We start from the raw sequence: 21,027 nt of genomic DNA, 5'->3' as shown, positions 1-21,027 counted from the left end.
CTCCGTTTTTGGTGGTTCCCTGCTCATGCGGAAACCGGATTGCCTGCCTTGGGCGCAATCTACGCAAGATCGGGGCGGGCTTTCCAGCCCCTAACGCGGAATTTACGGCGCTCGGCGGCAGATTACAGACAATTTCATCTGCGACGTTGGTTTCACCCCGGCGAGGGTGTAAAAACGGCGGCAAATGGGTGACCTGTCGAATCAGAGTGATGTGGACCTTCTGGCGGCAATCGCCCGCCAGGACAAATCCGCTTTTGCCGAACTGTTCGGGCGCTATGCGACCCGCGTCAAGGCGTTCATCATGCGCGCCGGCACCGCCGAGGATGACGCGGACGAGATCGCCCAGGAAGTGCTGGTCACCGTGTGGCGCAAGGCCCAGTTGTTCAACCCCGAAAAGGCGGCGGTTTCCACCTGGATCTTCGCGATTGCGCGCAACCGGCGGATCGACCTGATCCGGCGCCGCACGCGCCCCCAGCCCGACCCGATGGACCCGCTGTTCCAGCCGGACCCTGAACCGGGCGGGATGCAGTCGCTGAACGCGCAGCAGCTTGCGGTGAAGATGCGCGACGTCCTGCGCGTCCTGCCGGAGGATCAGCGCGCAGTGCTTAAGGCCGCCTTCTATGACGGCCTGAGCCATGCGGAGATCGCGGCGCACCACGAACTGCCGCTGGGAACGGTGAAATCGCGGATACGGTTGGCTTTCAAGACCCTGCGCGCCGAGCTTGGGGACGGCATGATGACGGCGTTCCTGGATGACTGACGCCGCGATTCTGGCGGAACTCTGGCGCGGCGACTACCTGGAAGGCATTCACCGGGGCCACGCCGTGATCGTGGACGCTTCCGGCGCCGTGGTGGAGGCATGGGGCGATCCCGGCACCGTCATTTTTCCCCGTTCCGCGATCAAGATGATCCAGGCCCTGCCGCTGGTGGAAAGCGGCGTCGCCGCGCGCACCGGGTTGGGCGCGGAGCATCTGGCCCTGGCCTGCGCCAGCCATGTGGGCGGGGACATCCATACCCGAAGGGTGGCCGCCTGGCTGTCGAACGTTGGCCTGACCGAGGACGACCTGCGCTGCGGGCCGCAGACCCCCGCCGATACGCCCGCGCGGCATCGCTTGCGTGCCGAGGGGCGCAAACCCGGCCAGATCCAAAACAACTGTTCGGGCAAGCACGCCGGTTTCCTGACCCTCGGCCAGGCGCTTGGCGGCGGGACGGAGTACATCGACACCGACCACCCGGTCCAGCGCGCGGTGCGCGCCGCGATCGAGGAGATGACCGGCGCACCCTGCCCCGGGTACGGCATCGACGGATGTTCTGCCCCGAATTTCCGCACCTCCCTTCAGGGGTTCGCGCATGCGCTGGCCAGGATGGCAGCGCCCCAGGCCCTCGGCCGGGCGCGGGGCGATGCCGCGCGCGCCCTGGTCGATGCGATGGCGGCGCATCCCGAACTGATCGACGGCGCGGGAAAATGCTCGACGGAGATTACCGCGGCGGCGGCGGGAAAGGCCGTCATCAAGACCGGCGCCGAAGGCGTATTCGGCGCGATCCTGCCTGAGCGCGGCCTCGGCATCGCGCTGAAGGTGGAGGATGGCGCGACACGCGCCTCGGAAGCTGCGATTGCCGCGCTGCTGGTGCGCCTCCAGGTGCTTGACGCGGCCCACCCGGCGATTGCCAAGCGGATCGATGCCCCCCAGGCGAACCGCCGCGGGATCGTCGCCGCCCGGGTCATTGCACGCCCCGAACTGATGGGCTGACGCTACCGCCGGCCCGCGCGCGGGCCGGCCTTGCGCGGTGGAGCGTCTACCTCTGGTCACCGCCTTCCGGCGTGTCCATGGGGGTGTCCTGCGCCGCCGGGGGCGTGTCCTGCGTCACGGGCCGGGTGCCGGGCTCTGGCCCGCTGTCCTGCGTCACCACGGCATCCTGCACCAGGTGCAGCGGCGGGGCCTTGCCCTGCCGGTCCACGCCGAAATAGATCGTCTGGTGCGGGAAGGGGATCTCGATGTTGCGCTCATCGAAGATGCGCTTGAGGATCAGGTTATAGGCCCGCCCGATGGCCCATTGCTTGCCCGGTACCGTCTTGATCCGGGCGCGCAGGGTGATGGCGCTGTCGTCGAAGCTGTTCAGGCCGAACCACTCCAGGTCGCCCAGGATGTCCGGGGCCTGCTCGGCGTCCTTGCGCAGCTCGTCGAAGGCGTCGTGCATGGCTTGCTTGGCCTCCTCCATGTCCTCGCGGTAGGCGACGCCCATGTCCGCCACGTGGTAGGAAAAGTCCCGCATGTAGTTCGACACCATGTCCACCGACGAGAACGGGATGATGTGGAACACGCCCTGCACGTCGCGCAGGCTGACGGAGCGCACGGTCAGCTTTTCCACCGTACCGGTCACGCCGCCGACGGACACCACGTCGCCCACGTTGATCGCGTTCTCGAACTGGATGAACACGCCGGTGATGATGTCCTGCACCATCTTCTGCGCGCCGAAACCGATGGCAAGGCCGAGCACCCCGGCAGAGGCGAGCAGCGGCGCGATGTTGATGCCCAGCTCGGACAGGATCAGCATGGTCGAGATCACCACGATGGCGATCGTCGCCGCATTGAACAGCAGCGTCAGCAAGGTGGTTTCGCGCGACGTGGGCATCTTGCCCACCATCGGGTTCAGCCGGAAATCCACCCAGCTTGCGACGCCGAGCCACGCGGCGGCGGAGATGGCGACGATGAGCGTGATGGACAGCATCTCCTCGGTGATCCCCTCGCGATCCCCGTCGCCCATCCAGATGGTCGGGGAAATCACCCCGAGGATGACCAGCACGCCGCCCACCACCGCGATCGCAAGCACGAGACGCAGGAAGATCGTGATCTTGGGCAGGACGGAGTTCAGCCGCCGCTCCAGCGCGGGCATGGCGGTGCTCAGCGACGGGGGCAGCGTCACGCCGCGGCGGGCGGTACGCAGCAACTGGTTGCGCAGGAACAGCCCGCCGATCACCAGCGCCGCCACCTTGGCCGAGGTCAGCAGAAGCGGCAGCAGGATGTTGCCGGGGCGCAGCAGCACGATCACCAGCACGTAGAACAGGTACAGCGTCATCGGCACGTACCAAAGGTCCACCAGCGTGTAGAAGAAGCCGGGGTGCTCGGGGCGTTCCTTGTCGCCGTGCAGCCAGTCTGCCACGCGGCGACGGTTCCGCCAGGTGACGACGATGGCATAGGCCATGACGATTCCGCCGATGGCCGAGGACACGGCGAAGGCGGGCAGGAACCCCGCCTCGCGCTGGACCAGCGGCACGATCAGCAATTGCCCGTAGGCCAGCATCTGCGCCGAGGCGGTCAGCCAGCGCGACAGGCGTTTCGCGCTTTCGTCCTTCAGCGGGATCAGCCGCAACTGTCCGAAACGCGGGGCGAAGATGGCGTGGATCACCACGGTGGACAGGCCCGCCACGTTGAACGCGGTCAGGTAGTCCAGCTGGATCGGCCCGAGGCGGGCGAAGGTTTCCCCGAAGAACACGATCGCCGCGACCGAGGATGCGAGCACCGAAAAGACCACCACCAGCGCCGCGATCACCGATGTCATCACGCTCAGCGCCGCCCGCTGCCAGAACCGCCGGCCCACCGCCGCCGCCGACAACCGATGGGACACGCGATGGCTGAGCAGTCGCAGGATGAAATAGGCGGTGTAGGTCGTGAAAATGACGAAGGCGAGCGCCTTGAGCGAGCCGAGCACGATATCCGGGTCCAGCGCCGCGCGGAAATCGCTCAGCCGGTTCGGCAGGCGCCTGATCTGGATCCACAACGTCTCGGCGTTGTCTTTCACGGCGTCCATGACGCTCTCGGCGAACCGCGAGACCTGGCGGCCGAAGGTCATCGGCTCTTCTTCGGGTTGATCGGCCTGCGGGGTGGCGGAGCCCCCGGATTGCGCGGCGGGGGCACTGGCCTCCAGCCGCTCGATCAGGGCGGCGCGCGCCTGGTCGTCGCGCAACAGCTCGATCAGCGCCTCGGTCGAGGCGGCGGCGGGATCGCTTGCGGTGTCCCCGGACGCCTCGGCCGCAGTTTCCCCGCCGCCGAGCCCCGGGATCGTCTGGGCGACCGCCCCGCTGCCGACAACCATCAGAAGGAGTAGTGCCAGTATGCGCATCATGTCGTTCGTCCCTCACCTGGCCATCGCCTGAATTTCCGCAACATCGCTAACGAGGCTTAAGCAGGATGTCAAAAGCGCGCGCCCGGCAAGCCGCCTTGCACCGGCGCACGCGGCGCAACGCTTGCCCCGCCGCACGGCGCGGAGTATGGAATGCCCATGACGCGTTTTTTCGACATGGACGATCGTTCACGCCTGCCCTGGCGATTCCACGGGCTGTGCCTGACGCTGACCGGCGGACTTTGATCCGCCGCCGCGCGCCCTACCCCGCGCGCGCAACCATGTGCCTGCCCATACCCGACCATTGAGAGAGATCCGATGTCCGCACCGAAGACCCTGTACGACAAAATCTGGGATGCCCACCTCGTCCACGAGGAAGACGACGGCACCTCGCTGCTCTATATCGACCGCCACCTCGTCCACGAGGTGACCAGCCCCCAGGCTTTCGAAGGCCTGCGCATGGCCGGGCGCAAGGTCCGCGCGCCGGAAAAGACCGTGGCCGTGCCCGACCACAACGTGCCCACCTCGCTCGACCGTGCCAAGGGCATCGAGGACGAGATGAGCCGCATCCAGGTCGATGCGCTGGAAAAGAACGCCAAGGATTTCGGCATCACCTATTACGGCGTGGATGACGTCCGCCAGGGCATCGTGCACATCATCGGCCCGGAACTGGGCTGGACCCTGCCGGGCATGACCATCGTCTGCGGCGACAGCCACACCGCCACCCACGGCGCGTTCGGCGCGCTGGCGCATGGCATCGGCACATCTGAGGTCGAGCACGTTCTGGCCACCCAGACGCTGATCCAGAAGAAGTCCAAGAACATGAAGGTCGAGGTGCGCGGCACCCTGCCCGTCGGCGTGACCGCCAAGGACATCACCCTGTCCGTCATCGGGCGCACCGGCACCGCGGGCGGCAACGGCCACGTGATCGAGTACATGGGCGAGGCGATCCGCAACCTGTCCATGGAAGGGCGGATGACCGTCTGCAACATGGCGATCGAGGGCGGCGCACGCGCCGGTCTGATCGCGCCTGACCAGAAGACCTTCGACTACGTCAACGGCCGCCCCCACGCCCCGAAAGGCGGCAACTGGGAAATGGCGCTGGAATACTGGAAGACGCTGTTCACCGACGAAGGTGCGCATTTCGACAAGGAGATCATCCTTGAGGCGGCCGACATCGCCCCGGTCGTCACCTGGGGCACCTCGCCCGAGGATGTGCTGCCGATCACCGGCGTCGTGCCCAGCCCCGACGATTTCACCGGCGGCAAGGTGGAAGCCGCGCGCCGCAGCCTGGACTACATGGGCCTGACGCCGGGCACCCGCCTGCAGGACGTGGAAATCGACACTGTCTTCATCGGCTCGTGCACCAACGGCCGGATCGAGGATCTGCGCGAAGTCGCCAAGATCATGGAAGGCAAGCGCGTCAAGGACGGCCTGCGCGCGATGATCGTACCGGGCTCGGGCCTGGTTCGCGCACAGGCCGAGGAAGAGGGCATCGCCCAGAAGCTGATCGAAGCGGGCTTCGACTGGCGCATGGCTGGTTGTTCCATGTGTCTGGGCATGAACCCCGACCAGCTGGCCCCGGGCGAGCGCTGCGCCTCCACCTCCAACCGCAACTTCGAGGGCCGTCAGGGCCGTGGCGGGCGCACCCACCTGCTGAGCCCCGCGATGGCGGCCGCTGCCGCGATCACCGGGCGTCTGACGGACGTGCGGGACCTTTGAGCTGACCGCCCCGGGTTTCCGGGGCGGGTTCGCCGGCGTCTCGCTGGTTCATCATCAGACAGGGGTGCGCACGCCGCATCCGCGAAGTCAGGGAAATAAGTAATGGAAAAGTTCACCAAGATCGAAGGGGTCGCTGCCCCGATGCCGCTGGTCAATGTCGATACGGACATGATCATCCCCAAGCAGTACCTGAAGACGATCAAGCGCACCGGCCTGGGCGTCAGCCTGTTCGACGAGATGCGCTACGACACCGACGGCAACGAGATCCCCGATTTCGTGCTGAACAAGCCCGCCTACCGCGACGCCAAGATCCTGGTCGCCGGCGACAACTTCGGCTGCGGTTCGTCCCGCGAGCATGCCCCCTGGGCGCTGCTGGACTTCGGCATTCGTGTGGTGATCAGCACGTCCTTCGCGGACATCTTCTTCAACAACTGCTTCAAGAACGGCATTCTGCCCATCGTCCTGCCGCAGGAAGATGTGGACAAACTGATGGACGATGCTCAACGTGGGTCCAATGCGGTGCTGACCGTGGACCTGGAAAGCCAGACCATCACCGGACCCGACGGAGGAGAGATCCGCTTCGACGTCGATCCGTTCAAGAAGGAATGCCTGCTCAACGGTCTGGACGACATCGGCCTGACGCTGAAGAACGAGGCGGCCATTGGCACGTTTGAGAGCAAATACCAAGCCGCCGTGCCCTGGAGCTGAGGCCGCGCGCAGCGGTGGCCGGGCATGATCGTCAGACGGCTTGCAGCGGGGTTCATCCGTGCGCTGGCCGTTGTGCTGGTGATCGGCACCCCGGCCCTGCTGCTGCCCAACGTGTCCGTCGCCAGCCAGGAAATCTCGCTCATCGTGGCGGGACTGGCGGCGGCGTTCACGGTGTTCGAGTACGCCTCGACCCACCCCGGACTGATCGATTTCCGCTTCGCGCCGCCTTACAACCGGGTGCGCTTCATTTCCTTCGCGCTGCTGATCCTGGCGCTGACCTTCCTTGCCCGGGGCTTTTCCGGATCGGATGACTTTTCACTGAACATGCTGATGTGGGGCGAACGCGCACTCGAGCTGGCGCGCTTCCCGCTCAGCCCCGTCGTGGCGCTGAGCGTCGCGCTGCCGGACAACATGCTACCCCTCAACCGGGCGCTGGTGGAACAATCGGCGGCGCTGTCGTTCTGGCTGGCGGTGGTGCTGATGATCCTGTTCGGCGGGCTGTTGTGGCTGATGCGCTGGCCCGTGGCGCGGCGCGACTTCAACCTGTGGCTCAACCTGCCCACCTTCGCCCCCGGCTATGCCCGCGACGTGGAGCGGCGGCTGCTGCGCGACGGTGTCGCCAACATCCTCGTCGGGGCGGTCATCCTGTACCTGTCCCCGACCGTGGCGATGCAGCTTTCCGGGATCGCGCAGCCCTCCGACACGCCGAATTACGAACTGATCCTGTGGAGCACGGCGCTCTGGGGGTTCGTGCCCGGCTCGCTGGCGATCCGGGGCATCGCCATCCTGAAGATCGCGCGCCTGGTCCGCGCCGCCCGTTTGTGAGCCCAGCGATGCTGCGCAGCTTGCTTCTTGCGGCGCTCGCCGTCCTGTCCGGCGGCGCAGGCATGGCCGAGACGGTGCGCGTCGCCAGTTTCAACGCCTCTCTCAGCCGGACCGCGCCCGGAATCCTGCTGCGCGATATCGAGCGGGGCGAGGATCCCCAGGTCGCCGCCGTGATCAAGGTCCTGCAGGAGGTGCGCCCGGACATCCTGCTGCTCAGCGAATTCGACTATGACGCTGGCGGCTTCGCGTTGGAGGCGTTCGCCGCCCAGCTGGCGGCTGGTCCGAACGGCCTGTCCCTGCCCCACACCTTCCTCGACGAAGTGAATACCGGACAGCCCAGCGGTTTTGACCTGAACCGCGACGGCAAGACCTATGGCCCGGCGGATGCCCATGCCTACGGGCTGTATCCGGGGCATGAGGGCATGGCGGTGCTGTCGCGCTTTCCCATCGATGCAAGTGCCTCGCACCGGTTCCGCCTGCTGCGCTGGTCCTCGCTGGACTGGGCCGACCTGCCGCGGCATGCCGACGGCACCCCCTATCCCAGCGCCGAGGCGCAAGCCGCGTTGCGCCTGTCCCACAAGGCGCATTGGGATTTGGCGGTGGACGTGGCGGGCCAGCCCCTGCGCCTGTTCGTCAGCCACCCCACGCCCCCCGTCTTCGACGGACCGGAGGATCGCAACGGGCGGCGCAACCACGACGAGATCACCTTCTGGAGCCACTACCTGAACGGGGCGTCCTTCCCCTCCGACGCGGGGGCGACCGTCTCGCGCGGGGGTGCGCCTTTCGTGATCCTGGGCGATCTGAACGCCGACCCCGAGGATGGCGACGGGCGGCGCGGCGCGATCCGCGCACTGCTGGCCGACCCGTTATTGCAGGACCCGGCCCCGGAAAGCGCGGGCGGGCGCGCCGCCGCCCTGTCCCAGGGCGGTGCGAACGTCACGCAGCGGGGCGATCCGGCCCGCGATACCGCCGACTGGGACGACACCGGGCGGGGCCCCGGCAACATGCGGGTCGACTACGTGCTGCCCGACGCCCGGCTCAGCGTGACCGGCTCCGGCGTGTACTGGCCCGAGGGCGAATCCGCCGCCACCGCCGCCTCTTCCCACCGGCTGGTCTGGGTCGACCTGGACTTCTAGGCCCCCGCACGCCCCGCATTCACAGGGGTTTCCTTGACCACCCCGGCCAAAGCCGTTACCGGAAATGCGAAAATCAGTGCATTTCAAAGGTGGACCGGCATGGCAAATCCCTCACTCCTCATTCTTCCCGGCGACGGGATCGGCCCGGAAGTCATGACCGAGGTCCGCAAGGTCATCGACTGGATGGCGACCAAGGGCACCACGTTCGACGTGTCCGAGGACCTGGTCGGCGGCGTGGCCTATGACGCCCATGGCACCCCCCTGACCGACGAGACGATGGAACGCGCCCAGGGCGTTGACGCCGTGCTGCTCGGCGCTGTCGGCGGGCCGCAGTACGACACCCTGGACTTCAGCCTGAAGCCCGAGCGTGGCCTGCTGCGCCTGCGCAAGGAAATGGACCTGTTCGCCAACCTGCGCCCGGCGCAGTGCTTCGACGCGCTGGCGGACTTCAGCTCGCTCAAGCGTGACGTGGTCTCCGGCCTCGATATCATGATCGTGCGTGAGCTGACCTCCGGCGTGTACTTCGGTGAGCCGCGCGGCATCTTCGAGGAAGGCAACGAGCGGGTGGGCATCAACACCCAGCGTTACACCGAGTCCGAAATCGAGCGCGTGGCGCGTTCCGCCTTCGAACTGGCGCGCAAGCGGCAGAACCGCCTGTGCTCGATGGAGAAGGCCAACGTGATGGAATCCGGCGTGCTGTGGCGCGAGGTGGTCCAGAAGATCGGCGACACCGAGTACCCTGATGTCGAGCTGAGCCACATGTACGCCGACGCAGGCGCGATGCAGCTGACCCGCTGGCCGAAGCAGTTCGACGTGATCGTCACCGACAACCTGTTCGGCGATCTGCTGAGCGACCTGGCCGCGATGCTGACCGGCTCTCTGGGCATGCTGCCCTCCGCCAGCCTGGGCCTGCCGATGGCCAACGGGCGGCCCAAGGCCATGTACGAGCCGGTGCATGGTTCGGCCCCGGATATTGCCGGCCAGGGCAAGGCGAACCCGATCGCCTGTATCCTGAGCTTCGCCATGGCGCTGCGCTATTCCTTCGACATGGGCGGTGCCGCCGATGCCGTTGAAGGCGCGGTGGAAAAGGTGCTGGCCGACGGTCTGCGCACCGCCGACCTGATCGGCGAGGAAGGCCGCGCGCCGGTCTCCACCTCGGAAATGGGCGACGCGATCATCGCCGCGCTCGACTGATCCGACACCCGGCCGGGGGCACGCCCCCCGGCCGGCAACGGCCGCGCGGACATCCCCCGCGCGGCCCGGCGATCACAGTGGCCAAAAGCGCGCCGCGTTTTCGTTCAAGGAGCCTTGCGCGCCCCAATTCTTGGCCCTATAAGCGCGCGGTGTCGGAGTGTAGCTCAGCCTGGTAGAGCACTGTCTTCGGGAGGCAGGGGTCGTGAGTTCGAATCTCGCCACTCCGACCATTTCAGGAATAGATAGATCGTCAGGGCAATAGCCCTTTCTGCGCACGATATGCGCTGTGGGTGCCGCTGCGCCCTCGGCCGGTTTACCCGGCGCGAATGGGCAAACACGTTCTCAGCCCTCGCTGCGCGGGTGCGCCGCTTCACGCAGAATCAAGGCACCGATCAGGCCCCGGGGTGGCAACAGAATGTGATCGAGGGTCCACACGTGAGCGCCCCGGCGCCCCCGTTCAGGGGGCTGTACCGGGGGTGAGGTCATCCGCTGACAGGAATGCCGCGCTGCGAGCGAAAGCCAGTTGGCCCGCCGGGGCGTTATGGCTGGGCTTGTACCAGTTGTTGAACCCGTGCCCGGCGTTTTCATAGACGTGGATCGTGGTCCCTTCGGGCATCTGCCGGCGCAGCGTGGCGATGGCCTCGGGCGGGGTGCCGGGATCCTCCGCACCGAAATGCAGCAGGGTCGGGCAGGTCACCTGCCCCGCGATGCCCAGCTTTTCGATGCCGACGCCGTAGTAGCCCACGGCACGATCCACGATGCCCCGAGCGGCGACGCGCACTGCCAGCTTGCCGCCGAAGCAATAGCCCAGAACGGCAACCGTCCGCGCGCCATCCGCGCGCAGCCACTCGGCCGTGCGCTGGACGTCGTCTTCCGCCGCCGCCCAGTCCAGCTTGGCATAAACGTCGCGGGCCCGAGCCAGGTCGGCGCCGTCATAGCCGAGTTCCAACCCCGGTTCGATGCGCCAAAACAGGTCCGGCGCGATCACGTCAAAGCCCAGCAATGCCCATTGCGCCACGACCTCGCGGATGTGCAGGTTCAGTCCGAAGATCTCCTGCAACAACACGATGGCCCGCCCGGTCGAACCGCCCGGGGGGCGGCCGCGCAGCGCCGGCAGCGCGCCGTCCGCCGCGGGGATGTCGATCCGGTCAAGCCCTGCCATGCCTATTCGGCCTTTGGCGCGGGGTCCGGCAGCCCCTCAAGGTAGGCGGCGACCTCATCGGTGGGGATCACGTCCGCGTACTTGCAGTTCATGTCGAACATGTTGACTGCGTGGCTGGCTTCGAACCGGTCGAAGGCGGTTTCCTCGGGTATCACCGTCTTGAAGTTGTAGGAATAGGCATCCACCGTCGTCGCCCGCAGGCAGCCGGACGAGGTGCATCCCGTCATGATCAGCGTGTCCACGTCCAGGTAGTTTAGGTGGCTCATGAACAGCGTGCCGAAAAAGGCGGACGGCTTGCGCTTGCCGATCAGGATGTCCTGCGGACGCGGCGCAAGGGGGCTGACCGTCTGGGTGGCGTGCGTCCCCTCGGTCGAGGTTTTTTCCTGGCCGCGGTGGCTCTTGCCGGTCTGCACGCCGCTGTCGACCATGTCCGGGCGGCGTTCGGACTGGGTGTAGAAGATCGGGATATCCTTGGCCCGTGCGATGTGCATCAGCCGCTCGATATGGGGAACAGCCTTCCAGCCCTCGGGGCCACAGTGGGTGCGGTACTTGCGCAACCCTTCTTGAAGCGGCTCGTCCGGCGAGTCGCCGCAGAAATTGTATTGCACGTCGATGATGAAAAGGGCGGGCCGGGTCCCGAAGCCGCCCCGCTTGCCGTAGCCGGCAAGCTGGTACACCTCTTTATCTCTTTCGGTCAGAAACTTGTCCCAGATGCGCTCGGTCACGATGAAAGCTCCCCTTGGGTATTGCGTTGGATGTAGCGGCCGGGGGCGGCGGGGACGGGTGCAAGCGCCCCGTCCTCGACGACGACCTGGCCGCGCAGGATCGTATGGGTGACGGCGCTACGCCAGGACGCTCCGTCGTATGGCGAATAGTCCGAGAAGGACGGGTAGGCGTCCGCCGACACATCGGTTCTGCCGGCCGGGTCCACGATGGCGAAATCCGCATCGAAGCCCGGCGCGATGCGCCCCTTGCCCGGCAGCGCGTAAAGCTCCGCCACGTTGGACGAGGTGGTCGCGATCAGCTGTTCCACCGGGATGCCGCGCTTGAAATGCCCTTCTTCAAGTAGAAGCGGCAGCACCTGTGCAAGACCGGGGAAACCCGCGCTCGCCGACCAGATGTCAGGCCCCTTGGTCGCGACCTTGCGCCCCACGTGGTCCGAGCCGATGGTCTGGATATCGCCGTTGCGCACGCCATCCCAGAGCCCTTCGACATCGGCTTCCGAGCGAAGCGGCGGATTGACCTTGCCGATGGGCCCGATCGGGCTTTCACGGGTCAGCGACAGGTAGTGGATGCAGGTCTCGACGTTGATTTTCGGCCGGTTCGGGTGGCGCAACCGGCGCACGAGGTCAAGGCTTTCGACCGCGGACATGTGCACGATGTTCACGTCACAGCCCGCCTTTTCGCCGAAGAAGGCCACGCGGAAGACGTTTTCCGTTTCAAGGAAGCCCGGCGACTGTTCGTCCCAGGCGGCCAGGTCGTCACGGCCGGCGGCTTTGAGCGGCTCGCGGAACAGCGGGATCACCTCGGTGTTTTCGCAATGCACGCCGACGACCCCGCGATTGAGCCGCGCCCCCGCCTGAAGCGCCGAGAAGAGCAGCGCGTCGTCGACCTCGGTAAAGCCCTTGGCCGCGCCGGTCGCGCCCTTGTACATCAGGTAGACCTTGATCGAGTTCACGCCGTATTTCGCCGACAGCGCGCCCAGTTCGGCCACGTGACGGCGCGCGGTCACCCCGAAATGCAGGCCGAAATCGGTGCTGGCGGTCGCCTCTCCGGCGTCGATCCAAGGCTGGGTGGAGGCATCGAGATCCTCGTGCCGCCAGAAGCTCATCAGGCCCGTGACCCCGCCGAGTGCGGCAGTCGCGGTTTCCGTCTTCCAGTCGTTTTCCTTGTCGCCGAAGCCGATATGGGTGTGTGGATCGATCACGCCCGGCAGGATCCACTTGTCGGTGCAATCGATCACGCGGCCCGCGTCCGGGCGCTCGGACACATCGAGGATCGCGGCAATCTTGCCGTCCTTGACGCCGACATGGCCGCGCCGGACGCACTGGCCGGGGAAGACGATCTCGCCGTTGGACAGGAGCAGGTCGTAGCTCATGACTGGTTTTCCTCCGCCTTGCGGGCAAGCTGGTACTCGCCCGCGTCGTTCCACACCTCTTGTCGCACGATAAGGCCATCGCGCAGCGCGAATAGGTCGATGAAGCGAATGCCGTCGAAGGCTTCGCCGTCGCGCCAGACGCCGTTGAGCTCCCCGGCGATGAGCACCATCACCTGCCCGTCCTCTTCCCAGGCGCTGCGGCGCTGGATCGTCTTGCCGACCCGGATGTAGCGCCCACCGGAATTGGCGACGATCTGGTCGATGCCGGTGAAGCGGCGCGCGCCGGGGAAGGTCAGGTCAAGCGGGCCGTCCTGCACGTGGCTGCGGGCGGCGTCCATGTCGCGCGCCTCCATCGCGGCCAGGTAGGCCTCGGCTGTGGCGATTGCCTGTTGGAGTTTACCATGCATCGTTCTGCTCCCCCGATGATACGCCGTCCAGCAGCGAGGCGAACAGGCCGCCTTTCTGTAACACGTCGGCTTCGTGACCGCTGGCGAGATCGAGTCGCCCGCTGAATTCGATGGCGTCCCGGCCTGGCGCCTCGGCGCGGATAGCGACCGGCGCGCCGGTGTTGAGGACGTCCTGCAAGCCGGTGATCGAAAACGTCTCGAACCCGGTCAGGCCCAGGCTATCGGCGTTCTGCCCGTCGGCAAAGACCAGCGGCAGGATGCCCATGCCGATCAGGTTCGCGCGGTGGATCCGCTCGAAGCTTTCGGCCAGCACGGCGCGCACGCCCAAAAGCTTCGGCCCCTTGGCGGCCCAGTCCCGGCTGGATCCCATGCCGTAGTTCTTGCCCGCCAGGACCATTGCCGGCACGCCTTCCCCTTTCCAGACCTCGGCCCGGTCGAAGATGGTTTCGATGCCCGCGTCCGGGGCGCGGCGAGTCCAGCCGCCCTCACGCTCGGGGACGAGGCGGTTCTTCATCCGCTGGTTGGCGAAGGTGATCCGCGCCATGAATTCATGGTTGCCGCGCCGCTGGGTGACCGCGTTGAACGAGCTCGGTTCGACTCCGCGGGCGATCAGGAACTGGCCGGGCTGGCTGTCAGGCAGGATTTCACCGCTCGGCGTCACGTAGTCCGTGGTCAGGCTGTCCCCCGCATGGACGAGCACCCGCAGGCCGGAAATCGCGTCGGGCAGCGGCTCCGTCCCCAGCTCGAAGAAGGGCGGGCGCAGGATATAGGTCGAATCGGGGTCCCAGGCGAACCGGGCGCCGGTGGGCGCCTCCAACCGGTCCCAGATGTCCCCGCCGTCGAACAGCGTGGCGTAGCTTTCGCGGAAACGCTCGGGCCGCTGGCTGCCTGCGACAAGGCGCTGCAATTCGGCCGGGTCCGGCCAGATGTCGCGCAGGAAGACGGGCGCGCCGCTGGCGTCCGAGCCTAGGGGATCGGTTTCGAAATCCACGTCGACCCGCCCGGCAAGCGCGAAACCCACCACCAGCGGCGGCGAGGCGAGGTAGGCGGCGCGGACGGACTTGTGGATGCGCCCTTCGAAGTTGCGGTTCCCCGAAAGCACCGCCGCGGCGACCAGGTCTTCCTGCTCGATCGCGGACGCGATGCTTTGGCGGATCGGCCCGGACTTGCCCGAACAGGTCGTGCAGCCATAGCCGACGACATGAAAGCCCAACGCTTCGAGCGGGGCGATCAAGCCGGCTTCGGTCAGGTAGTCCGTCACCAGCCGTGATCCGGGCGCGAGCGAGGTCTTGACCCACTCGGGCACTGACAGCCCCCGTGCCACCGCGTTACGCGCCAGCAAGCCGGCGGCGACCATCACGGTGGGGTTTGACGTGTTCGTACAGGAAGTGATCGCCGCGATGGCGATGGTGCCATGGCGCAGCGGTTCGGCAAGGTCGTCGACTGGAACGGACTTCCTCACCGCGTCCTGCGGCAGCCCGAAGCCGCCCTCGGCCACGGGCCGGGTCAGGGTGGCGCGGAAGGCCGGTTTGATGCCGGTCAGCGGAACGCGATCCTGCGGCCGCTTCGGGCCCGCCACGCTTGGCACAATGGTCGAGAGGTCCACCTCAATCACCTCGGAATAGGCGGGTTCGGGCGCATCGGGCGCGGCGAACAGGCCGACCGCGAGGGCATAGGCCTCGACCAACGCGACCTGCGCTTCGTCGCGCCCGGACTGGCGCAAGTAGGCGATGGTTTGTGCGTCGATCGGGAACAGGCAGGCGGTGGCGCCGTATTCCGGCGCCATGTTGGCGATGGTCGCCCGGTCGGGCACGGTGAGTTCCGGCAGGCTTGGCCCGAAGGCTTCCACGAAATCCCCGACGACACCGGCCTTGCGCAGCGTTTGGGTGATCGACAGCACGAGGTCCGTCGGCAGGACACCCGGTGCCAGCCGCCCGCTGAAGCGCAGCCCGACGACGCGCGGCACGCGCGCCACGTAGGGCAGGCCGAGGGCGGCGGCCTCTCCGTCGATGCCACCGACGCCCCAGGCCAGCACGCCGAGTCCGTTGACCATCGGGGTATGGCTGTCGCACCCCAGCACGAACTCGGGCCCGGTCAGCGCGCCATGGCCGGGCAGGGCCACGGTTTCCACGACCTGCGCCAGCCGCTCCAGGTGGACCTGGTGGATGATCCCCGCCCCCGGCGGCACCACCCGCAGCTTGTCAAAGGCCTGCTCGGCCCACTTGAAAAAGCTGTAACGTTCTGAATTACGGCGGAATTCTTCGGCGATATTGTGGGTGCGGGCATTGGGATGCCCGGCCATGTCCACGATCAGGGAATGGTCCACCACCAGGGTGATCGGCACGCGCGGCTCGATGACGGAGGGGTCTTCGCCCTGATCGGCCACGACGTCACGCGCGGCCGCCAGGTCCATCAAGACCGGCAGGCCAGAACTGTCGGGCAACATGAGGCGCGAGACGGCGAGCGGCACCGCGATCTCTGGCGCGCCAGGCGTCCAGTTGGCAACCTGCCCCATCACCTTAAGCGTGTCCGCGCCGGCCAGCGCTTGCCGCGCCAGGTTTTCCAGGATCACCCGAAGCGTGAAGGGCAGCGGCTGGCTGCGGCCAGCCAGAAGCCCGTTTAGATCGATAGCCGTGAATTTCCCGGTTTCGGGTGTTTCCACGGAAACGAACGGAATATCGCCAGGTTCGATCATGTGCCCCTCCTTGCTGTCGGAGAGTTAGAAAGTCATCCACAAAGTGTCAACACTTTTTGGATTATTCTCTTGATGAATGAGGTCCGGCTGGGTATTTATCTGCCTCAAGCGCAGTTTCAAACCATAAGTGTCAACAGGAGGTGTGGAGTGCTGGACGGCCAGGAGCGTACCATCGTCGACCGCGTCATGCGCGAGATCTTCAGCCTTTTGCTCAGCGGGGAGATCCCGCTTGGCGGCCAGCTCAACGAAGTCGCTCTGGCAGAGCGCTTCCAGGTCAGCCGGGGCCCGGTCCGCGAGGCGGTGAAGCAGCTGCAGGGGCGCGGACTGGTTCTGAAGGAACCATACCTCAAAGCGCGCGTCGTGTCTCTCTCCTTGCCGGAGGTGATCGAAGTCTTCCAGCTGCGCGAGGCGGTCGAGGGCATGGCCGTGCGACTGGCCACGACGGCGATGTCCGACGACGAACTGGACGAGATGCTGTCCTCTTTCGACACCACCGCCGCATCCGACAGCGCGATCGACCTCGACCTTCATGTGCGCATCGCGGAGGGCTGCGGCAATGATCGCATCCGCAGGCTGCTTTGCGACGAACTCTATTACCTTCTGCGCCTCTACCGCGCGCGCTCGGGCAATCGCCCGGGTCGCCGGGGGGACGCTTTCGCCGAGCACTGGCAGATCCTCAGGGCGATGCGCGCGCGTGACGCGCAACTCGCCGAGTCGCTGATGCGGGCACATATCGGGCGCGCCACCAGGTCCCTTCAGGATGTGCTGATCGCCGAGCAGGATAACTCAAGCAAAGGATGACGCAATGACGGATGCCCCGACATCGCCCTCGCGCCGGATGCGCGCGCTTCTCGACCAGGACGGGATCCTGGTCTCACCGGGCGTTTACGATGGATACAGCGTGCGCATGGTGGAAAAGATGGGCTTCAAGACGGCCTGCACCACCGGTGCCGGGCTGTCGAATTCCCGCCTGGGCGTGCCGGACGTCGGCATCATGGGCCTGACCGACAACCTGGACGCCTGCCGGATGATCGCGCGCAGCGTGTCGATCCCGGTGATGGCGGACGCGGACACTGGGTATGGCAATGCCGTGGCCACCTATCACACGATCGAGCGGTTCGAGGAAGCCGGCCTGGCCGGCGTCAATATCGAGGACCAGGTCAGCCCGAAGCGGTGTGGCCACATGGCCGGCAAGGACGTGATTGACATGCGCGAGATGGCGCGCAAGATCGAAGCCGCCTGCGACGCCCGCAAGGACGACGCCTTTGTCGTACTGGCGCGAACCGACGCCATCGCGGTCGAAGGGCTGGACGGCGCGATCCGGCGCGCCAAGCTTTATGCCTCGGCAGGGGCCGACATGATCTTTGCGGACGCGATCGGCGGCGAAGACCAGATCAAGCGACTGGTGGACGAGGTGCCGATCCCGGTGTCCGTCAACATGGGCTTTGGCATCCGCAACCGCCCCACGACGCCGCTGATTTCGGTGAAGCGCCTAGCAGAACTGGGCGTCAAGCGCGTGACCCTACCGCGGATGCTGCCCTCTGCCGCGCTGATGGCGATGGAAAACGCGCTGAGCATCCTCAAGCAGTCGATGGAAAGCGGCGAGATCGCCGACCGCCCCGACCTGCTCTACGGGATCGACGACATCTGGTCCCTGATGGGCAAACCCGCCATCGACGAGATGGAAGCCCGCTACGGCGACCTTGACAGTGTGAAGCTGGACAGCATCGCCTCCTGATACCGCGCGAACGCGCCGATACCGCGACCCCGCCCCGGCATGCCGGCGGCGGGGTTTTTGGTGTCGTAATGAGAGGAAATAGCCGGACGCGGTTTTCAAAGCACATCGTCCCGGCACGCGTGACGGGCCAGGGCGACGGACGGCAGCAGGCAGGAAGGGCGCTTGCTATTCCGCCCCCGCCCCGCGATTGGCGCTTCGGTTTCCGGCCCAACTGCGCACCGCGGGCGCGGCCATCAGCACCAGCAGCAGCGCGGTGATCGCCAGGAACACGGCGCTTATGGGCCGATCGATGAACGTGGTGTAATCCCCGCGCGAGAACAGGATCGCCCGCCGGAAGTGCTGTTCGATCATCGGCCCGAGGATGAAGCCCATCAGCAACGGCGCCGTCGGGTACTGGAACGCATTCATCACGTAGCCGACCAGCCCGAAGACGATGACCATCAGCACGTCGAAGGGGTTGTTGTTCACGCTATAGACGCCGACGCAGATGAAGAAGATCACGCCGGGAAACAGCACTCGCTTGGGAATGGTCAGGATACGCACCCAGACGCTGATCAGCGGGATATTGAGCACCAGCAGCATCAGGTTGCCCACCCAGAAGCTGACGACCAGGCCCCAGAACAGGTCCGCGTTCTCGGTAAAGAATTCCGGGCGCGGCTGGATACCGTGGATCATCATCGCACCCAGAAGCACGGCCATGGCCGCGTCGCCTGGAATGCCCAGCGCAAGCGTGGGAATGAAGGCCGCCTGGGTGGAGGCGTTGTTGGCCGCCTCCGGTGCGGAAATCCCCTCGACGGCCCCCTTCCCGAAGCGGCTGGGATCGCGCGCGACGCGCTTTTCCATCGCGTAGGCCAGGAACGCCGCCAGCGTCGGGCCCGCACCGGGAAGCACCCCGATGAAAGAACCGATGCCCGCCCCCCGGATCGACGGCTTCCAGCATTCGCGCAGTTCCTGGCGCGTGGGCATCAGGTCGCGCATGCGCACTTTCTGCACTCCGGACGAGTCCCGCTCGGGGGTGCCGGCGTTCTTCAGGATCTCGGCCACGCCGAACAGCCCCATGGCCATTGCGACCAGGTTCAGCCCGTCCTGAAGCTCAAGTATGCCGAAGGTATAGCGCACTTGCCCGGAGGTCGTGTCCATGCCGACCATGGCCAGCATCAGGCCCGCCACGACGGACACGATCCCCTTAACCGGGTTGCCGAGCGACATGGTGGCGGCGGCGACAAGACCCAGAATCATGATCGAAAAGTATTCCGCCGAGGAGAATCGAAGCGCCATCGCGCCAAGCGCGGGCGCAAAGCTCATCAACAGGACGATGGCGAAACACCCCCCGAAGAAAGAGGCGATCGTGGTGATGAACAGGGCAGCCCCCGCGCGGCCCTTCCTGGCCATCGGGTAGCCGTCTATCGCCGTGACAGCGGTGGTGGAGGTGCCGGGCAGGTTCAGCAGGATCGACGCGGTCGACCCGCCGTATTGCGCCCCGTAGAAGATGCCCGCCAGCATTATCAGCGCGCTGAGCGGTTCCAGGTGATAGGTGACCGGCAGAAGCATCGCCACCGCCGCCAGCGGGCCGATGCCCGGCAGGACGCCGATGAACATGCCGACCGTCACCCCGAAGAAGCAGAACATCAGGGCCTCTGGCGTGATCGCCGTCTGGAACCCCAGCGTAAGACCGGTAAGAAGATCCATGCGTCAGCCTCCCAACACGCTAAGCGGAATTCTCAGGGCGGTGATGAAGACGAGCGTGCCGAAGGCGCAAAGAAAGACCGTCAGCCCAAGGATGGAGCGCCAGGTACTCTCACGCTCCGCGAGGGAGCAAAGCGCGACGAGGATCGCCGTCGCCGGAAGAAAGCCGATGTGGTCGACGCTGAGCGCCCAGACCAGGATGCCGCCAAGGATCAGGATCGCGGGCCTGACCTTCAGCCCGATGCGCCGCGCCTCTGCCTGCCGGGACTGACCCAGGATCACGCCGCACAGGGCGATCATGATCACGCCCAACGCCACGGGAAACACCGCCGCACCGATGCGCACGCTGCTGCCCCAGGAGTAGCCCATCCCGACGACCACCCAGAACAGGCCGAAGGCCATGAAGGCCAGCGCGGCGATTACCTCGTTTCGGTCAAACCGTCCCATGATCTCGTGTCCTCCCCACCGAAATTCGGATCCGGCGGGACAAGTGAAAGCCCCGCGCATTGTACGATTGTCTGCCCGGTGATCGCCCCTGCCGCGCGGGACAGAAGGAACCGGACAGTTGCCGCGATTTCCCCCGGCGCGATCATCCGGCCCTGCGGTGTCGGGGCGACAGGCGCGTCGCGCCGCGCCGGATCGGTGCTTTGCGCGGTCGCGACCGGCCCGGGCGCCACCGCGTTCACAGTAATACCGCGCCGCAGCGCCGCAAGCGCAAGGGAGCGGACCAGCGCCTCGCCCCCTGCTTTTGACGCCGAATAAAGTCCGCGACCGGCCCGCCCCTGCGCGGCGCGGCTCGAAATCAGGACGATGCGCCCCTCCGTGTCCGGCATATCCGGCAAAAGGGCCGCAGCAAGCCGCTGCGGAGCGACCACGTGCAGCGCCCAGAGGTCTTCGCCCATCCCCTCGGCAAGGGCGTCGTCCGAGCGCATGATCCCTGCGGAATGCACGAAGGCTTTGAGCTGACGCCCCTTCAGGCCGTCAATCGCGTCGCGAATCCCCTGCCCCGTGCCAAGATCGGCTATCAGGTGTGTGTAGCGATCCGCATCATGCCGCGCCCCCGCGCGGTCCACGCCGATCACCTGCCATCCGTCCCGCAACAGGGACACGGCAACCTCCCGGCCGATACCCGATGCGGCGCCTGTCACGACGGCGCAGGGCGGGCTGGGCGTGTGCGGATCGGCTTTCATCATGCTCCAATCCCGGGGAACAAGGGGGCTGCGCATGTCGAGCGCTGTCGACACTAACTCGCGCATCGCCCGCAAACTGTCAACACTACAGATGCAATTGAATGGCGTCAGAACATGGCGCTCTCAGCCCTCCCCGGCCTGTGGACCTGACTTTAAAGGAGAAAAGAAGGCCTCAAACAACGTTTAATCATTGGCAAATGCGCTGAAACACCCCCCGCACGAACAGAGAATCAGAAAGACTGTTGACTTGGAACGCAGGACTCAGCTTATAGTGTCAACACTTAGAGCCGCCGAGGCCCGGCGGGCAAATCGGGCCCACCTGGCGAAACCGCAAGCGGGAACAG

General features: G+C 66.3%; 18 protein-coding genes and 1 tRNA gene. 10 read left to right on the top strand and 9 right to left on the bottom strand.

Going from position 1 to position 21,027, the window contains the following annotated elements; all coding sequences use genetic code 11:
• Positions 1-184 precede the first annotated feature (184 nt).
• Both DJ029_RS03930 and DJ029_RS03925 read left to right on the top strand, forming a co-directional pair.
• Positions 185-760: a sigma-70 family RNA polymerase sigma factor gene (locus DJ029_RS03930; protein WP_112321003.1), complete on the top strand. Its 576-nt coding sequence runs from the start codon at positions 185-187 to the stop codon at positions 758-760.
• The gene (locus tag DJ029_RS03925; RefSeq protein ID WP_112321002.1) at positions 753-1,751 is read left to right on the top strand and encodes an asparaginase; all 999 of its coding nucleotides are present in this window, start codon (positions 753-755) and stop codon (positions 1,749-1,751) included. Before DJ029_RS03930 ends, DJ029_RS03925 begins: the two co-directional genes overlap by 8 nt.
• A 46-nt stretch (positions 1,752-1,797) precedes the next feature.
• On the opposite strand, the gene DJ029_RS03920 is transcribed toward DJ029_RS03925, so the two are convergent.
• On the bottom strand, positions 1,798-4,125 hold the full coding sequence (locus DJ029_RS03920) for a mechanosensitive ion channel domain-containing protein (protein WP_157966255.1): 2,328 nt from the start codon (positions 4,123-4,125) through the stop codon (positions 1,798-1,800).
• Between the two features lie 315 nt (positions 4,126-4,440).
• Between DJ029_RS03920 and leuC the strand changes: the two genes are divergently transcribed.
• The 6 genes from leuC to DJ029_RS03890 all read left to right on the top strand — a co-directional run bounded on the left by leuC (position 4,441) and on the right by DJ029_RS03890 (position 9,937).
• Entirely contained in the window at positions 4,441-5,844 is a 1,404-nt protein-coding gene (gene leuC, locus DJ029_RS03915) for a 3-isopropylmalate dehydratase large subunit (protein ID WP_112321000.1), read from the top strand.
• A gap of 102 nt (positions 5,845-5,946) precedes the next feature.
• Complete coding sequence (gene leuD / locus DJ029_RS03910; protein WP_112320999.1) at positions 5,947-6,552, top strand: 3-isopropylmalate dehydratase small subunit; 606 nt, start codon at positions 5,947-5,949, stop codon at positions 6,550-6,552.
• Positions 6,553-6,576: 24 nt separating this feature from the next.
• Positions 6,577-7,377 (top strand): hypothetical protein, encoded by an 801-nt coding sequence (locus DJ029_RS03905; RefSeq protein ID WP_112320998.1) that lies wholly within the window; start codon positions 6,577-6,579, stop codon positions 7,375-7,377.
• Between the two features lie 8 nt (positions 7,378-7,385).
• Entirely contained in the window at positions 7,386-8,513 is a 1,128-nt protein-coding gene (locus tag DJ029_RS03900) for an endonuclease/exonuclease/phosphatase family protein (protein WP_112320997.1), read from the top strand.
• Positions 8,514-8,612: 99 nt separating this feature from the next.
• Complete coding sequence (gene leuB, locus DJ029_RS03895) at positions 8,613-9,707, top strand: 3-isopropylmalate dehydrogenase (protein WP_112320996.1); 1,095 nt, start codon at positions 8,613-8,615, stop codon at positions 9,705-9,707.
• A 153-nt stretch (positions 9,708-9,860) separates the two neighbouring features.
• Positions 9,861-9,937 (top strand) — tRNA-Pro (locus DJ029_RS03890).
• Between the two features lie 227 nt (positions 9,938-10,164).
• Here the strand turns inward: DJ029_RS03890 and DJ029_RS03885 are convergent.
• The 5 genes from DJ029_RS03885 to acnA are packed head-to-tail and all read right to left on the bottom strand — an operon-like array spanning position 10,165 to position 16,069.
• Positions 10,165-10,869: a dienelactone hydrolase family protein gene (locus DJ029_RS03885; RefSeq protein ID WP_112320995.1), complete on the bottom strand. Its 705-nt coding sequence runs from the start codon at positions 10,867-10,869 to the stop codon at positions 10,165-10,167.
• Between the two features lie 2 nt (positions 10,870-10,871).
• Positions 10,872-11,594 carry an isochorismatase family protein gene (locus DJ029_RS03880; protein WP_198671038.1) on the bottom strand — a complete coding sequence of 241 codons (723 nt, stop codon included), beginning with the start codon at positions 11,592-11,594 and terminating at the stop codon, positions 10,872-10,874.
• Entirely contained in the window at positions 11,591-12,967 is a 1,377-nt protein-coding gene (locus DJ029_RS03875; protein ID WP_112320993.1) for a dihydroorotase, read from the bottom strand. Before DJ029_RS03875 ends, DJ029_RS03880 begins: the two co-directional genes overlap by 4 nt.
• Positions 12,964-13,374, bottom strand: a complete 411-nt coding sequence (locus DJ029_RS03870; protein ID WP_112320992.1) for a nuclear transport factor 2-like protein — start codon at positions 13,372-13,374, stop codon at positions 12,964-12,966. Before DJ029_RS03870 ends, DJ029_RS03875 begins: the two co-directional genes overlap by 4 nt.
• On the bottom strand, positions 13,364-16,069 hold the full coding sequence (gene acnA / locus DJ029_RS03865) for an aconitate hydratase AcnA (protein WP_112320991.1): 2,706 nt from the start codon (positions 16,067-16,069) through the stop codon (positions 13,364-13,366). Before acnA ends, DJ029_RS03870 begins: the two co-directional genes overlap by 11 nt.
• 147 nt (positions 16,070-16,216) lie before the next feature.
• On the opposite strand from acnA, the gene DJ029_RS03860 reads away from it, so the two are divergent.
• Together DJ029_RS03860 and DJ029_RS03855 are read left to right on the top strand one after the other, a co-directional pair.
• Positions 16,217-16,870 carry a GntR family transcriptional regulator gene (locus DJ029_RS03860; protein WP_198671037.1) on the top strand — a complete coding sequence of 218 codons (654 nt, stop codon included), beginning with the start codon at positions 16,217-16,219 and terminating at the stop codon, positions 16,868-16,870.
• Between the two features lie 4 nt (positions 16,871-16,874).
• Positions 16,875-17,807, top strand: a complete 933-nt coding sequence (locus DJ029_RS03855) for an isocitrate lyase/PEP mutase family protein (protein ID WP_112320989.1) — start codon at positions 16,875-16,877, stop codon at positions 17,805-17,807.
• A 165-nt stretch (positions 17,808-17,972) separates the two neighbouring features.
• Here the strand turns inward: DJ029_RS03855 and DJ029_RS03850 are convergent, their stop codons facing one another.
• The 3 genes from DJ029_RS03850 to DJ029_RS03840 are packed head-to-tail and all read right to left on the bottom strand — an operon-like array spanning position 17,973 to position 20,686.
• Positions 17,973-19,496: a tripartite tricarboxylate transporter permease gene (locus DJ029_RS03850; protein WP_112320988.1), complete on the bottom strand. Its 1,524-nt coding sequence runs from the start codon at positions 19,494-19,496 to the stop codon at positions 17,973-17,975.
• A 3-nt stretch (positions 19,497-19,499) separates the two neighbouring features.
• Positions 19,500-19,940: a tripartite tricarboxylate transporter TctB family protein gene (locus DJ029_RS03845; protein ID WP_157966253.1), complete on the bottom strand. Its 441-nt coding sequence runs from the start codon at positions 19,938-19,940 to the stop codon at positions 19,500-19,502.
• Positions 19,913-20,686: an SDR family NAD(P)-dependent oxidoreductase gene (locus DJ029_RS03840; RefSeq protein ID WP_157966252.1), complete on the bottom strand. Its 774-nt coding sequence runs from the start codon at positions 20,684-20,686 to the stop codon at positions 19,913-19,915. The genes DJ029_RS03845 and DJ029_RS03840 overlap by 28 nt, the downstream gene beginning before the upstream one ends.
• Positions 20,687-21,027 lie beyond the last annotated feature (341 nt).

This window comes from Oceanibium sediminis, assembly GCF_003265325.1.
In the GTDB taxonomy this organism is placed as follows: Bacteria; Pseudomonadota; Alphaproteobacteria; order Rhodobacterales; family Rhodobacteraceae; genus Halovulum; species Halovulum sediminis.
The sequence above is the reverse complement of the archived record's forward strand: the minus strand, read 5'-3'. Positions and strand labels throughout refer to the sequence as shown.

Coding starts and splice junctions, on each gene's coding strand:
- DJ029_RS03930 (WP_112321003.1), top strand. CDS start 185: ATGGGTGACCTGTCGAATCAGAGTGATGTGGACCTTCTGGCGGCAATC.
- DJ029_RS03925 (WP_112321002.1), top strand. CDS start 753: ATGACTGACGCCGCGATTCTGGCGGAACTCTGGCGCGGCGACTACCTG.
- DJ029_RS03920 (WP_157966255.1), bottom strand. CDS start 4,125: ATGATGCGCATACTGGCACTACTCCTTCTGATGGTTGTCGGCAGCGGG.
- leuC (WP_112321000.1), top strand. CDS start 4,441: ATGTCCGCACCGAAGACCCTGTACGACAAAATCTGGGATGCCCACCTC.
- leuD (WP_112320999.1), top strand. CDS start 5,947: ATGGAAAAGTTCACCAAGATCGAAGGGGTCGCTGCCCCGATGCCGCTG.
- DJ029_RS03905 (WP_112320998.1), top strand. CDS start 6,577: ATGATCGTCAGACGGCTTGCAGCGGGGTTCATCCGTGCGCTGGCCGTT.
- DJ029_RS03900 (WP_112320997.1), top strand. CDS start 7,386: ATGCTGCGCAGCTTGCTTCTTGCGGCGCTCGCCGTCCTGTCCGGCGGC.
- leuB (WP_112320996.1), top strand. CDS start 8,613: ATGGCAAATCCCTCACTCCTCATTCTTCCCGGCGACGGGATCGGCCCG.
- DJ029_RS03885 (WP_112320995.1), bottom strand. CDS start 10,869: ATGGCAGGGCTTGACCGGATCGACATCCCCGCGGCGGACGGCGCGCTG.
- DJ029_RS03875 (WP_112320993.1), bottom strand. CDS start 12,967: ATGAGCTACGACCTGCTCCTGTCCAACGGCGAGATCGTCTTCCCCGGC.
- DJ029_RS03870 (WP_112320992.1), bottom strand. CDS start 13,374: ATGCATGGTAAACTCCAACAGGCAATCGCCACAGCCGAGGCCTACCTG.
- acnA (WP_112320991.1), bottom strand. CDS start 16,069: ATGATCGAACCTGGCGATATTCCGTTCGTTTCCGTGGAAACACCCGAA.
- DJ029_RS03855 (WP_112320989.1), top strand. CDS start 16,875: ATGACGGATGCCCCGACATCGCCCTCGCGCCGGATGCGCGCGCTTCTC.
- DJ029_RS03850 (WP_112320988.1), bottom strand. CDS start 19,496: ATGGATCTTCTTACCGGTCTTACGCTGGGGTTCCAGACGGCGATCACG.
- DJ029_RS03845 (WP_157966253.1), bottom strand. CDS start 19,940: ATGGGACGGTTTGACCGAAACGAGGTAATCGCCGCGCTGGCCTTCATG.
- DJ029_RS03840 (WP_157966252.1), bottom strand. CDS start 20,686: ATGATGAAAGCCGATCCGCACACGCCCAGCCCGCCCTGCGCCGTCGTG.